Origin of the sequence: Paraliomyxa miuraensis (assembly GCF_026337845.1) — a bacterium.
Taxonomy (GTDB): Bacteria; Myxococcota_A; Polyangia; order Nannocystales; family Nannocystaceae; genus Paraliomyxa; species Paraliomyxa miuraensis.
The window spans coordinates 14,301-27,279 of sequence record NZ_JAOVZF010000151.1 but is presented as its reverse complement, the minus strand read 5'-3'; the positions used below and the strand labels follow the sequence as shown (position 1 = coordinate 27,279).

Here is a 12,979-nt window from a genome sequence, read left to right as displayed (position 1 = left end):
TCGTCGTGGCCCCGGCGCTCGAGCGCCGTGATACGATCACCCAACGGGCCCGCCGGGCCGGTTCCCCGCAAGGATTGCTCGAGCTCGGGCCGAGACGCATGGATGCCGCTGACGACGACTGGACGCTGCTCCACGACTGGCGCGACGGCAATGATGCAGCCGGTGAGCGCCTTGCGCGCCGCTACTTCGGGCTTCTCACGCGGTTCTTCCTCAACAAGGTCCGCAACCCCGACGACGCCGCCGACCTGGTCTCGGAGACGTTCCTCGGCTGCACCTCCAATCGCGAGCGGGTGGTCGCCAAGGGGTCGTTCCGCTCGTACCTCTTTGCCGTGGCGATGAACAAGCTGCGCGGGTACTACCGCAAGCAGGCCAAGCGGCAGCGGGAGCTCGGCGACTTCGAGGACGTATGCGTGGCCGACGGGCTCTCGCGCTCACCGCTGTCGATGATCGCGTGCGCCCAGGAGGGCAAGGTCCTCGTCAGCGCGCTGCGTCGCCTCAGCCTCGACCAGCAGATCGTCCTTGAGCTGTGCTTCTTCGAGGGCCTGCGGGGTCCCGAGATCGCCGAGATCCTCGGGCTCCCAACCGCGACGGTCTACACCAAGCTACGCCGCGGCAAGGAACGGCTCACCGGGCTCGTCCACGAGCTCGCCGACGACCCCGCGCTCGCGGAGTCGACGGTGATGGGCTTCGACACCTGGGCGCGTCAGATCCGGGTCGAGATCGACGGGCATCAAGGGTAGATGCTCCACAGCGCGATCTTGTCCCAGATCGAGAACAAACCGTCCGAGCTGGCGCTGTAGCAGGAGTTCATGACCGAGTCGGCGTCGTAGCCGGGGGTGGTGCCGGGGATGTGGACGGCCCCTACCCCCGCGTTGCCCTCGTTGCCGCCCGTGCCGCAGCTGTAGGAGCGATTGAAGTAGTCGGTGTGACGCAGGCCCACGGTGTGGCCGATCTCGTGCATGATGACGTGCCGCGAGACATTGACGCCGTAACTGTTGGTGCCGGTACCCATGGTGATCGTGTCGTGGGGCATACCGCCCGACGGGAACCCGGCCTGGGAGGACGTGCCGGCCTTCGTGGCGAACGTGATGATCGCGTCGCAGTCATCACCGTTGGGGGCCGGCGGAAACCCGTAGTACTGGTAGAAGCGAAAGGATAGGTCGAGCTGGTTGTACTGGGCGATCGCACCCTGCAGCCCGACGTGGAGGTTGATGTAGGGCACGAGGGCCGCACCGTCCAAGCAGATGATCTGGACCGACGAGTCGACGACGTTGTTGGTCCGGTACTGGCGAAAGCTCTGCTCGTGGTCGTGGTCGTCGTGTTCGTCGTCGTCGAGCCCGATCATCTCGCGGGAGGCCTCGAGGCTCACCACCGCGTCGCCTCCCACGATGACGAGCTCGTCGTCGTCGACCTCGATCTCGGAGCGCGGATAGCCGGCGAGCTGGAGGTTCTCGATGATCTCGACGGTGTCGGCATCGAGCTCGGCGAGCTCGGGGTCGAGCAGCTCCTCGTCGTCGACGCCGTCCTCGACGTCGCAGCCGGCCAGGCCGAGCACGAGGCCGATGGAGACGAGCAGCGAGAGGGATTGGATGGGTGCGTGGCGCTTGGACATGGCGTTTCCTCGGTCGGTAAGGGGTTTCGAGCCCGCAGGCGGCGTGGCCTCGCTGGAGGAATCACCTTCCGGCCGAGAAGTGTTCACATTAAAAATCCCACCCGCTCCCTCACCGACTGAGCACCAGCTCCCGCCGCCGCACGATCCCCCCCGCCAGCACCACGCTCACCACGGCAACTCCCACCAACACCAGCGCCGAGCCCCACCACGAGCCAGGATCCCCGGCGAAGCCGCCGATCGACGGTGCCGACAGCCCGCCGAGGTTGCGCACGTGCGCCCGCAGGGTGAGCGTGGCCAGCCAGCCCGGCACGTTCTGAAGCGCCTGCTCCCAGACCAGCACATAGGCGAGGCCGAGCCAGGTGGGTCGCCGCACGAGCAGCCCCCAAAGACCGAACAGCGCGGTGTGAGCCATGGTCCCGAGGATTGCGGCCGTCACCAGACGCAGCGACGCCGTCGGGCCATCCCCCGCAATCGCGGCCGCCGGCACCGTGGCCAGCAGCACGGGTCCCGCCGCCGCCGCGAGCCGGGCCAGATAGAGCGCGGCGCGATCGACCGGCCGCGTGAAGCCATAGGTGAGGGTCTGGTCCTCGACCTCCTCGCGCAGCACGCCTCCTCCGAAGGCCAGCGACATCAGCGGCACCAGGAACACCAGCACCAGCTGCCCCACCGGCTCGCGGGAGACGTCGAACCCAAGGCGCATCACCGCGGCCAAGAGCGGTATCGCCAGCACCCACAGCAGGGTGCCGCGGCGCCGCATGTTGCGAGCCAGGTGAAAGCCGGCCCAGAAGCCAGCCCCGGTCCATCGACCACGCGAAGGTGCGCTCATGCCCGCCCTCCCATGCATGCACGTGCGCACGCGCTCGCGCGAGGAAGGACGTGGACGTGGACCGAAGGCATGGCGATCACTCGATGAGGTAGCGGTAGAGGCTCTCGAGATCGGCGTCGGGCGAGCCGAGCTGGTCGATCACCAGGCCGAGGCGCGCGGCCTCGCCGGGCAAGGCGCGGCACAGGGCCATCAGATCGGTGGTGGTCAGCTCGAGCGCCGACTCGCCCACGACCTCGGTGGCCTGAACGTGCGGCAAGGCGATGAGCGCCGCCGCCAGTGCCCGCGGCCTCCCGACCTCGATGCGAAAGCGATAGGGACGATCGTCGAGCAGCGCGCGCAGCCGCCCGATGTCTCCCTGGGCGCGCAGCCGACCGTAGCGCACCAGCACCACCTGGTGGGTCATCGCCTCCACCTCGTGGAGCACGTGGCTCGAGACCACCACGCAGCGCCCCTCTTGACCGAGCGCACGCACCAGCGCGATGAGGTCGGCCCGTCCCAGCGGATCGGTTCCGGTCAGCGGCTCGTCGAGCAGCACGATCGGCGGGTCGTGGGCGATGGCCTGGGCGATCTTGGTGCGCTGTCGCATCCCGCGGCTCATCGCGCGGATCGGCTTGCGCATGTGCTCGGTCATCCCCACCCGGGCGAGCGCGGCCTGGGCCCGCGCCTTCGCCTCGCGCGCGCCATAGCCATGCAGCCGGGTCAGCGCGGTCACGAACGCCTCGCCGGTCTGCTCCTCGTAGAACTTGTCCTGCTCGGGACACAGCCCCAGCCGGGCGAACACCTCGGGCTGCGCGAACGGGTCGAGCCCCTCGACCCTCACCGTGCCCGTGTCGGGCCGCAGCTGGCCCGAGATCAGCTTGAGCAGCGTGGACTTGCCCGAGCCGTTGGGCCCCAGCAGGCCCGTGACCCCCGGCCCGAGCTCGAGATCGATCTCGTCGAGCGCCCGCACGGTGCCGAACATCTTGGTCACGCCGGCGATCCTCATGGTGGCCACGCTGGCGGCGTCGATGGTCATCCCGCCACCTCCGTCCGCACTCGCCACAGCAGCAGCGCCATCCCCAGCCCCGCCAGCCCCAGCAGGCACAGCACCGCGAGCGTCACCGAGGGATTGGTGTCGGGTCGCGAGATGAGCAGCTGCATCAGCATGCCGGTGGAGCCCGCATCGAGCGCGGCATCGGCCAGCGTCTGAACATTGCGCAGGGGCGAGAGATAGCCGGCCCAGGCCTGGCCGTGCCGGGGGAGATCGGCACCGGCCGAAGTCAGCACGAGCATGCCCACCACGTAGATCACCCCGACCGTGCGCCCGCGCTCGCCCAGCGCCGAGAGGCCGAGGATGGTGGTGGTGAGCACGACCGCGGCCACCACCGCCCCGAGCAGCCCGGGCAGCAACAGGCCCATCAGCTCCTGCGACGCTCGAGCAGGAGCCATGCCCACCGCCGCCAGCCACAGCAACGAGAACGGCACCACCAGGGTGACCAGGGGCACGAGCCCCGCGGCGAGCAGCTTGCCCACCACGTAGTCGCGACGGCGCAGCGGGCGAGAGAAGTAGAGCTCCATCGCGCCCGTGCGGCGGTCCTCGGCCACCAGCCCCGCCGCCACCATGGCCAAGAGGAATGCGCACGCGATCATCTGCATCCCGATGAAGGTGGCCAGGGTGGCGTGCACGTTGCCCACGACGCTGCGCAGCACGTCCCGCATCACCCCGGGTCCGTCCCGATCGCCCATGCGGCCCATCACGCGCTCGGCCAGCACCTGGGCCGCAATCGCGATGCCGTGGCCGAACACCGACATGGCGCACAGCACCACGCCGAGCTTGGTGGAGCGCTTGCGCCACGCGAGCGCGAGCGCGGTGCGAGCAATGGGCCATGGCGCCCAGCGACGCGGACGATCGCCGGGCAAGCGGCGGTAGCCGACGGAGAACACCTGGTCCTTCACGAGCGCGCGCGCTCCTCTCCGCGATGCTCGGCGCCACCCCCATCGATGGCCGCCATGAACGCGTCCTCGAGCCGCTGGCCGCGACGCTGCACCTGCCAAAGCGATGCACCCACGGCCTGGGCCGCGCGCCAGATCGCCTCGGGACCGTGGCCGGGGATCAGCCGCACGCGCAGCGCATCGGGACGCTCGCCCGGCGCCACCGCGTGCCCGGCCTGGGCCAGCGCCGACGCCAGCCCGGCCAGGTCCCCCTCGCCGCGCAGCACGTGCTCGTCGTCGCCCATGCGCGCCCGCAGCTGCTCGAGCGAGCCCGCGTAGCGCACCTGACCGCGATCCATGATGATGCACGTGTCGCAGACCCGCTCCACGTCGTGCAGCAGGTGGGTCGACAACAGCACGGCCGGTCCATCGCCCTCGCGCAGGCGCACCAGCAGCTGGAGCAGCTCGTCGCGGTTGCCGGGATCGAGGCCGCTGGTGGGCTCGTCGAGCATGAGCAGCTCGGGGTCGTGCACCAGCGCCATGCCCAGCTTCACGCGCTGGTGCATCCCCGTGCTGTACTCCTCGACCGGACGCTGCCGCGCCTCGTCCAGGCCCACCAGGTCGAGGATCTCGTGGGCGCGCAAGAGCGCCGTGCGTCGCGACAGCCCGCACAGCTCGCCGGCGTAGGCCACCGACTCGAGGCCCGACAGGCCGGGAATCCGATGCGGACCCTCGGCCGCGTAGCCCAGGCGCATGCGAACGGCCCCGGGATCGCGGCGAGCATCGATCCCGAGCACGCGCACCTCCCCCGCGTCGGGGGTCAGCAGGCCCAGGCACGCCCGCATCAGCGTGGTCTTGCCGGCGCCGTTGGGGCCGAGCAGACCCACGGCCCGACCGTCGAGCTCACAGGTCACGTCGCGCAGCGCCTGCAGGGCACCGAAACGCTTGCTCACGCCGTGGAGGGCCAGCAGCACGCGGCTCCGTTCTACCGCATTTGGCTGGGCGCCGCCCCGCGCCCACGACCGGGGCCGCCGAGCGGGTACTCTTGCGCGGTGACCGATCTCGCCCTCAGCGACGCCGAGGCACGCTTCGACCGACGCCGCCGTGCAATGGGTCTGATGCTGGCGCCGCTGTCCCTCGTGGGCCTCATCGCCTTGCCCATGCCGGGCCTGTCTCCGCAGGCACACACCCTGGCCGGCGTGGCCGCGATGACGGTGGTGCTGTGGGTGACCGAGGCGATCCCGCTGGCCGCGGCCGCGCTGCTGGGGCCGGCGCTCGCGGTGGTGCTGGGGGTGGCCGACGCCAAGACGGCCATGGCCGCGTTCGGCGATCCGCTGATCTTCCTGTTCCTGGGCGGCTTCTTGCTCGCCGGGGGCCTGGCGCGGCAGGGCTTCGATCGCCGCGCCGCGCTGTGGCTGGTGTCGCGACCGTTCGTGGACGGCTCGCCCAGGCGAGCGCTCTACGCGGTGGGGATGATCGGCTTTGGCTTCTCGATGTGGATCTCCAACACCGCCACCACCGCGATGCTGCTGCCGGTGGCGCTCGGCCTCTACCAGACGATCCGCCGCACCGCGCCCGGCGATCCCGACACCCAGCGCAAGCTCGAGCGCTACGGCGGCGGCATGTGCCTGGCCCTGGCCTACGCCTCGTCGCTGGGCGGCTCGGCCACCCCGGTGGGCACCGGCCCCAACGTGATCGCGATGGGCATGCTCGAGAGCCAGACCGGCACCTCGATCGACTTTGGCACCTGGATGCTGTTCGGCGTGCCCACGGCGGCGGTGATGACCGTGATCGTGCTGTGGCTGGCCTCGCGGGCCTTCCCGGCGCCGATCGAGCGGGTGGAAGGGCTGACGGCCGAGGTCGCACGGCAGCTCGAGGAGCTCGGCCCCCTGCGCAAGGGCGAGGTTCGGGTGCTGCTGGTGTTCGGGCTGACCGTGATCGGGTGGCTCTTGCCCGCGGCGTTCAAGCTCTCGCTGGGCGATGCGCACGCGCTCACCGTGTGGGCCGACGGTGCGCTCGACGAGGGCGTGGTGGCGCTGGTGGGCTCGAGCCTGCTGTTCATGCTGCCCGACGGCACCAAGGACGAGGCGGGCGAGCGCAGGCGTCTGCTCGAGTGGCAGAGCGCCCAGGACATCGACTGGGGCACGCTGCTGCTGCTCGGCGGAGGATTGGCGCTGGGCAAGCTCACCTTCCACACCGGGCTGGCCGAGGCGCTCGGGCGCGGGGTGCTGCAGCTCGCGGGGCCGATCGCCGAGCACCCCGCGGGCCTGCTCGCGGCCGCGACGCTGCTGGTCATCTTCCTCACCGAGGTCACCAGCAACACGGCGACCACCAGCATGATGCTGCCGGTGCTCATCGGGATCGCCAAGGCCAGCGGCTTCGACCCCACGGCGACCGCGGTCTCGGTGACCCTGGCCGCGAGCTACGCGTTCATGCTGCCGGTGGGCACCCCGCCCAACGCCATGGCCTACGGAACGCGGATGATCCGCCTCGACAGCATGGTGCGGATCGGGCTTCGGCTGGACCTGGCCGGGTTCGTGGTGCTGGTGGCTTCGGGGTTGCTGCTGCTGCCGTGGCTACTGGGGTGATGTCGTGACGAGGCGAACGCGGCGACGGCTCGCCCCGCTGGGGCTCACCCTCGCGCTCTCGAGCGCCGGGCCGGTCGTCCTCGCGGCCGAGCCCACCGGCGACGTCGTCATCGCCGACGCCGTCACCACCAATCCCGCCCCGAACAGCCCCACTGCCGTCTACGTGGTGGCCCCGGCCGGCACCGACCCGGGCTTGCTCGAGGTGCTCGCGGCCGCCCGCGCCAACCTCCAGGCGCAAGGGGTGGAGCTGCAGCAGGTCGAGCCCGCCCCGGGCCAGACCGCGGCCAATCGCGCACGAGCGCTGGTGAGCGGTGGCTTGGCCCGCGGCGCCTTCTGGCTCGACGAGCGCTCGCCCGGGGAGATCCGTGTGTTCATGCTCGACGCGCAGGGCACGGCCTACGTGCGCCGCGTGCCCGTCGAGCCCGCGAGCATCGAGGCCAGCCGCGAGGCGGTGTGGCACATCGTGGAGGCGGGGAGCCTCGCGTTGGCCACGGGTGAGCCGGTGAGCATGGAGCAGGCCAAGACCGAGGATCTCGAGCCATCGCCGAAGCCCGAGCCCGAGCCTCCACCACCGGCCGAGCCCGTCGTGCACGAGCCACCGCCTCCCGAGCTCGTGTACGTCGAGCCATCCCGCCCCTACCCGCCCTTCCGCATCGGCTGCGGCTTGGCCTACCTGGGCAGCGGGCTCGCGCGCGAGATCCCGTGGAGCAGCGGGGCCGTCCTCGACGTGAAGATGCACGCCAAGCGAGCCTACGTGCTCTCGGCGAGCTACGGCCTGCTGCTGCCGGGGCGCCGCGGCGAGCCCGTGGTCACCTGGCGCCACCGCGCCGAGCTGCGCGCAGGCCCTCGGCTGCTCTACACCCGCAACCGCGTCGAGCTGCACGTGCTGGCGGGCGGCGCCATGGAGGCCTTGCGCTGGCAGGCGACCTCGAGCGACGACGCGGGCTGGCGGGCCACGGCCCTGGCCACGATCGACGGCAGCGTCGCCGTGCGCATCAAGGCCAACCTGTGGCTGGTGATCGAGCCCGGCGCCGAGGTGCTGCTCAATCGCTTCGCCTTCGTCGAGTGCGAGGCGGGGGCACCGAGCTGCGAGGGCGCGACCCGCCGCGTGGTGCTCGACCCGTGGCGCGTGCGCCCGCGAGCTCGCGCGGGCCTCACCGTGCAATTCTGATCGACCGAGCCTGGCGCCGACCGCTACACGCTCACGGGCCCGTTGCAGTACGCCGGGTTGCCGAACACCGTGTCGTCGGCCCCGAACAGCTGGAGGAACGTGACGAACAGCTCCCCCGTCCGTGCCCCGCCGAGATCGACGTGACGCCCGGTGGCCAGCTGCCCGCCCACGCGCCCGGCGAGCACGATCGGCAGGCTCCACGTGCCATGGGCGGCGCCGTCGCCCAGCTCGCTGATCGACATCACGAGCATGTGATCGAGCAGCGAGCCGTCGCCGTCGGGCGTGTCCGCGAGCTGCTGCAGCAGGTACGCGTACTCCTCCATGTACCAGCGATACACCGCACGCGGCACGGACAGGTCGGACATGTTGGGCAGGTCGTGCACCATCGAGTGCCACTCGGGGTAGGCCCCGGGCACGCCGACCCCGAGCCAGGGATAGTCGGGCCCGTGATAGTTGGTGTACTGCAGCGTGCCCACGCGGGTCATGTCGCAGGCCATGGCCATCACCATCAGGTCGATGAAGGCCCGCGACGACACGTCGTCCTGCCCCTGATCATTGGGCTCGTAGCCCGGCGGCAGGTCGATGGTGGGCACCCCGCAGCCGATGCCGGCCTCGCCCTCGTTGCCGAGCTGGATCTCCAGCTCGCGGATCTTGTCGGCGTGCCGCTCCAGCGTCTGGCGATCGGCGCTGCTGGCCCGCGCCATGGTGCGGCCGAGCTCGTCGAGCACGCCATCGAGCACGCTGCCCCGGCGGGCTCGCAGGCGCTGGAGCGCGGTGGGCTGCGCGGCGGGGTCGCCCTCGAGATCGGCGAACAGCTGGTCGAAGATCTGGCGCGGATCACCGTCGAGCGGCACCGGGTCCTGCGGCCCGGCCATCAGCGCCTGGTACTCGCCGATGCCCGACCCGCCCACTCCGAACTGCAGGCTCTTGTAGGGCGTGGGCGCGGCGAGCCGATCGGCAATGACCTGATCGATCGATGGCCCATCGGCCAGATCGTTGTTGCCCGAGTTGGGCGCACAGGTGAAGACGGTGCGCCCCGAGTTGACGTGACCATTGACCCCGTAGTCGCTGGCCGAGGGGTTGTCGCAGCCCGAGATCGGCACGATGTGATCGCGCACCGGCTCGAGCGGCGACAGGATCTCGGACAACACCATGGCCGCCGCCGGCCCCGAGGGCGCCCACTCGTTCATCAACGTGCCCTGCACGTGCATGAACTGCAGGTAGCGCAGCGGCGCCGTGGTGCCGCCCGCCCGCGCGGGGCCGATCGACTCGAGGAACGGCAGGGCGACCGCGATGCCGCCGGCGCCGCGCAGGAAGTTCCGTCGCGAGAGCTGCTGTCGTCGTCGCATGATCTACTCCTCCTCCGTGACCACCCGCAGGCGGAAGGCGTTGCTGCCCACCAGCTCGAGCAAGAGGCTGGGGATGTCGCCACCCGAGGCGATGAACGCCTCCTCGATGGGATCGACGGCACAGGCGAGCGCCTGGCTGGGCTCGAGGCCCAGCGAGTGCCGATAGAACTGGTTGGCGAAGCACGCGGTCACGACATCGCTGCCCGCGAGGCGCTCGCCGAGCTGCGGCACGCCGTCGAACTCACCCGCGAGCTGGGGATCGCCGCTGAGCACCTCCCCCCGTGCGTCGACCGGCGAGCCGTCCACGTCGAGCTCGCGCCAGGCCCCCACCGGATCGAAGCGCTCGAAGCCCAGCCCAATGGGGTTCATCAGCCCGTGGCATGCACCACAGTTCATGTGGTCCATGAGGATCTCGGTCTTCTCGCGCTCGGTGGCCCCCTCGGGGTACTCGGGCGCGTTGGCCATGGCGTCGTCGGGCGGCGGCGGGATGCTGTCGCACAGGAGCTGCGTGCGCACCAGCCGGCCGCGGAAGATGGGCGCGCTGCTGGTGCCGGTGCTGTGCTCGGCCAGCAGGGCCGGACGCGACAGCAGGCCGGGGCGCTGCTCGGCGGGCAGCGTCACCTCGCCCCAGCCGCTGGCGGGCGGGGTCACACCATAGAACCCGGCCATGGTGGCATCGACCTGGGTCACGCTGCTGGTCAGCAGCCGCTCGATCGTGGGCTCGCCGCTTCCGAGCACGCCGTCGATGAAGCGGCTGAGCTCCTGGTCCATGGCGCCGGCGAGCGCGTCGTCGTAGCCGGGGAACAGCGCGGCGTCCTTCTCGTAGGCGGGCACGCCGTCGAAGTGCATCCACTCGCGAAAGAAGCGATCGAGCGCGGGACCGCTGCGGGCGGAGTCGGCGAGCAGCCGCTGCGCCTGCTCGCGCAGCTGCTCGGGCTCGTGCAGCAGGCCCGCCTCGGCCAGCTGCAGCAGCTCCTCGTCGGGCGTGGTGTCCCACAGCAGATACGACAGCCGCGTGGCCAGCTCGAAGTCGGTCAGCTCGATCACGTCGGCCTCGACCTCCGCGCCGCCCTCCTCGAACAGGTAGAGGAACTGCGGGGCCTGGAGCACCACGGTGACCACGGTGCCGATGCCGTCGGCAAAACCATCCTCGGACTCGACCTGGACGTAGAGGTCGAGCAGGGCCTGGCGCTCGGCGGGCAGCAGCGGGCGACGGAAGGCGCGACGACCGAAGTCGTCGATGAAGCCCTCGGCACAGGTGGCACCGGGATCGCACGAGACGATCGACCCGATGTCGTCGATCACCTGCTGTCCGGCATGCTCGGCCGCGAGCAGGATGTCCTCGGCCGCCGACAACGACACGATATTGGCCGCGGGGTTGTTGGCGTACCCCTCGTGGATGATGCTGATGGGGAAGGTGGACCCCGGCTCGACCACGCCGTCGAAGAGATCGCGGACCGTGTTGTCGTACTGCGCCTTGGTCAGGCGCCGCATGGGAGCCAGGCCGGCGCCCACCCCTGCACAGTCCTCCGTGGGGTCCTCGACGGGCTCGCCCGTGCTGTCATCCTCGCTGGTGTCGGTGCCTCCGCTGTCGCCTTCGGCCCCCACCATGTCGTGGCGACCGCCGTAGCAGCCGGTCAGCAGCAGCGCGGCAATCCACCGCCGCAGACCAGCGACCGCCCCCGTTCGAATCCTTGCCCCTCGCCTCACGCCGCTCACGATACGCAGTCGGTGAGAACCGGGTGAAAGAAAATCTCCCACCCGAGAGCTTTTGATCCGCGCTCATGGCGCAGCGTGCGAAGCCGAGCACAGCACGCGGTGCGACGTGGGCTCGTCGCAGAAGAAGTCGTCCCACGCCCCATCGAACCACCCCTCGCCGGTGATCCCGAAGGTCAGTCGCACGCAGTCCTGGCCGGGTGCCGTGTCGTCGGGCTGCGTGGTGCCCCAGTTGGCGTACTCGAACGCGGTACCGTCGACCCAGCGCCACGGGCCCTCGTCGGGATCCTGCACCGCCCCCAGCCAGTACCACCCGGTGCCCACCTGCTCGTGCAGGAAGGTCTGCGTGGCCTCGCTGGGCACGATGGCCGAGGTCGCGCCGAGGGCCTCGCACTGCGCCTGGGCCTCGGCCCACGTGGTCTCGGTCTCGCACACCCAAAAGGCCTGGCCCTCGCCCTGGAGCAGCCGGCAGCCGTTGCACTCGGTGAGCTCCGCCGAGACTTCGTCGACCAGGCCGTCGTGATCGTCGTCGAGACCGTTGCACTGCTCGGGCATGGGCGGCTCCGTGAACGTGGTGCCCGCCTCTCCCGCGGTGTCCGAGGAGGCCGGCCCCGCGCTCGAGCCCGAGCCGCCGTCGAAGTGACCGACGACCTGATCGCCGCACGAAGCCGCGAAGAGCAGCACGGCGACGACCGCCACCGCGCCGATCGCCCGTGCCGAGCCCGCCGTCATCGTGCGACGACCGTAGCAGGAAACCACGCCATCGCGTGGGCCCGCCGCCTCATTGCACCCAGCCCTCGGCGAACGCAAAGCGATACGCCTGGAACACCCCGTTGTCGTCGGGCACGTCGAACACCGGCACGAAGTCCTCGCTGCCGGGCTCGGCCCGCTGGATCGGCGAGCCGCCGCGCAGGCGCTTGGTGGCGAACTCGGCGGGCGCCGCCTCCTCGCGCGGGACGATCTGGCCCGCATCGTCGATCGCCGCCCACGGCGTCCCAAAGGAAGGATCGACCACCGTCCACTGCTCGCCATCGGGCGTGCTGCGCAGCACCCCGTTGGCATCGGCGGTGTAGAACAGGCCGTCGAGGAACAGCAGCGAGCGCACGTGGGTGAAGCCGCCGTCGTCGGTGGCATCGGTGCAGGCCTCCCACGCCTGGCCGTCGTCGGAGCGCGCGCAGTAGCCCCCGCCGCCCACCGCCATGAAGATCCCGTTGCCGTGGGCCGCGGCCCCGTACCACTGCCCGGTGGGGTTGTCGTGCTCGGTCCAGGTCGCGCCGTCGGGCGAGCTGAAGATCCGCCAGCCCACCGCCACGAAGCGCCCCTCGCCAAAGGCCGCACCGCGCAGCAGATCCATGTCGTCGCCGCCGTTGGGGATGAGCTGCGCGTAGTCCTGCCAGGTCTGGCCGTCGTCGAGCGAGCGTACCCGCATGCCGCCGTAGCCGACCGCGATCGTCACCGGATCGCCGGGCGGGGGCTCTTCGCCGGTGCTGTCGGTGTCATCCGTGCCATCGGGCTCGCCGGTGGTGGGCTCGGAGCCGCTGCTGCTCGAGCCGGTCCCGGGCTCGCCGGTGCTCGGGTCGGCGCCGGTCGAAGGATCGACCCCCGAGGACGAGGCTGGGTCCTCGCCGGTCGTGCTGCTGCCGCCGTCGCTCGAGCCATCGTCGCCGCACCCCGAGAGCGCGAGTCCGAGCAGCACCAGGACGAAGACCAAGGAGGATCGAGGCACCACCTGCATGTGCAGCCCCTCGATACCCGAGGCCGGCCGATCGGGTGAAACGCGCATGTTGCGCGATTTCGGACCCTCTT

The 12,979-nt window shown here is 71.0% G+C and carries 12 protein-coding genes; 3 read left to right on the top strand and 9 right to left on the bottom strand.

Features of this window, described 5'->3' with window-relative positions:
• Nucleotides 1-98 precede the first annotated feature (98 nt).
• Entirely contained in the window at nucleotides 99-740 is a 642-nt protein-coding gene (locus OEB96_RS18195; protein WP_266217350.1) for an RNA polymerase sigma factor, read from the top strand.
• Here OEB96_RS18195 and OEB96_RS18190 read toward each other — a convergent pair.
• The 5 genes from OEB96_RS18190 to OEB96_RS18170 form a co-directional block, all read right to left on the bottom strand.
• Nucleotides 731-1,612, bottom strand: a complete 882-nt coding sequence (locus OEB96_RS18190) for a M57 family metalloprotease (protein ID WP_266217349.1) — start codon at nucleotides 1,610-1,612, stop codon at nucleotides 731-733. The two genes, OEB96_RS18195 and OEB96_RS18190, sit on opposite strands and share 10 nt — an antisense overlap.
• A gap of 109 nt (nucleotides 1,613-1,721) precedes the next feature.
• The gene (locus OEB96_RS18185) at nucleotides 1,722-2,438 is read right to left on the bottom strand and encodes a hypothetical protein (RefSeq protein ID WP_266217347.1); all 717 of its coding nucleotides are present in this window, start codon (nucleotides 2,436-2,438) and stop codon (nucleotides 1,722-1,724) included.
• Nucleotides 2,439-2,514: 76 nt separating this feature from the next.
• The gene (locus OEB96_RS18180; protein ID WP_266217345.1) at nucleotides 2,515-3,453 is read right to left on the bottom strand and encodes an ABC transporter ATP-binding protein; all 939 of its coding nucleotides are present in this window, start codon (nucleotides 3,451-3,453) and stop codon (nucleotides 2,515-2,517) included.
• Nucleotides 3,450-4,373, bottom strand: a complete 924-nt coding sequence (locus OEB96_RS18175; RefSeq protein ID WP_266217343.1) for an ABC transporter permease — start codon at nucleotides 4,371-4,373, stop codon at nucleotides 3,450-3,452. Before OEB96_RS18175 ends, OEB96_RS18180 begins: the two co-directional genes overlap by 4 nt.
• A complete protein-coding gene (locus tag OEB96_RS18170) occupies nucleotides 4,370-5,302 on the bottom strand; it encodes an ABC transporter ATP-binding protein (protein ID WP_266217341.1) in 933 nt (310 codons plus the stop codon). Before OEB96_RS18170 ends, OEB96_RS18175 begins: the two co-directional genes overlap by 4 nt.
• Nucleotides 5,303-5,401: 99 nt before the next feature.
• On the opposite strand from OEB96_RS18170, the gene OEB96_RS18165 reads away from it, so the two are divergent.
• Nucleotides 5,402-6,937 (top strand): SLC13 family permease, encoded by a 1,536-nt coding sequence (locus OEB96_RS18165; RefSeq protein WP_266217340.1) that lies wholly within the window; start codon nucleotides 5,402-5,404, stop codon nucleotides 6,935-6,937.
• 4 nt (nucleotides 6,938-6,941) lie between these two features.
• Nucleotides 6,942-8,108 carry a hypothetical protein gene (locus OEB96_RS18160; protein WP_266217338.1) on the top strand — a complete coding sequence of 389 codons (1,167 nt, stop codon included), beginning with the start codon at nucleotides 6,942-6,944 and terminating at the stop codon, nucleotides 8,106-8,108.
• Between the two features lie 23 nt (nucleotides 8,109-8,131).
• On the opposite strand, the gene OEB96_RS18155 is transcribed toward OEB96_RS18160, so the two are convergent.
• From OEB96_RS18155 to OEB96_RS18140, 4 genes are all read right to left on the bottom strand, one after another.
• Nucleotides 8,132-9,457 carry a DUF1552 domain-containing protein gene (locus tag OEB96_RS18155; RefSeq protein WP_266217336.1) on the bottom strand — a complete coding sequence of 442 codons (1,326 nt, stop codon included), beginning with the start codon at nucleotides 9,455-9,457 and terminating at the stop codon, nucleotides 8,132-8,134.
• 3 nt (nucleotides 9,458-9,460) lie between these two features.
• Nucleotides 9,461-11,167, bottom strand: a complete 1,707-nt coding sequence (locus OEB96_RS18150; protein ID WP_266217335.1) for a DUF1592 domain-containing protein — start codon at nucleotides 11,165-11,167, stop codon at nucleotides 9,461-9,463.
• A 72-nt stretch (nucleotides 11,168-11,239) separates the two neighbouring features.
• Nucleotides 11,240-11,905, bottom strand: coding sequence for a C-type lectin domain-containing protein (locus OEB96_RS18145; RefSeq protein ID WP_266217333.1), 666 nt, complete (start codon nucleotides 11,903-11,905; stop codon nucleotides 11,240-11,242).
• A gap of 49 nt (nucleotides 11,906-11,954) precedes the next feature.
• Entirely contained in the window at nucleotides 11,955-12,908 is a 954-nt protein-coding gene (locus tag OEB96_RS18140; RefSeq protein WP_266217331.1) for a WD40/YVTN/BNR-like repeat-containing protein, read from the bottom strand.
• Nucleotides 12,909-12,979 lie beyond the last annotated feature (71 nt).

Excerpts from the sequence above, each read along its gene's own strand:
- OEB96_RS18195 (WP_266217350.1), top strand. The coding sequence starts at position 99 with ATGGATGCCGCTGACGACGACTGGACGCTGCTCCACGACTGGCGCGAC.
- OEB96_RS18190 (WP_266217349.1), bottom strand. The coding sequence starts at position 1,612 with ATGTCCAAGCGCCACGCACCCATCCAATCCCTCTCGCTGCTCGTCTCC.
- OEB96_RS18185 (WP_266217347.1), bottom strand. The coding sequence starts at position 2,438 with ATGAGCGCACCTTCGCGTGGTCGATGGACCGGGGCTGGCTTCTGGGCC.
- OEB96_RS18180 (WP_266217345.1), bottom strand. The coding sequence starts at position 3,453 with ATGACCATCGACGCCGCCAGCGTGGCCACCATGAGGATCGCCGGCGTG.
- OEB96_RS18155 (WP_266217336.1), bottom strand. The coding sequence starts at position 9,457 with ATGCGACGACGACAGCAGCTCTCGCGACGGAACTTCCTGCGCGGCGCC.
- OEB96_RS18145 (WP_266217333.1), bottom strand. The coding sequence starts at position 11,905 with ATGACGGCGGGCTCGGCACGGGCGATCGGCGCGGTGGCGGTCGTCGCC.
- OEB96_RS18140 (WP_266217331.1), bottom strand. The coding sequence starts at position 12,908 with ATGCAGGTGGTGCCTCGATCCTCCTTGGTCTTCGTCCTGGTGCTGCTC.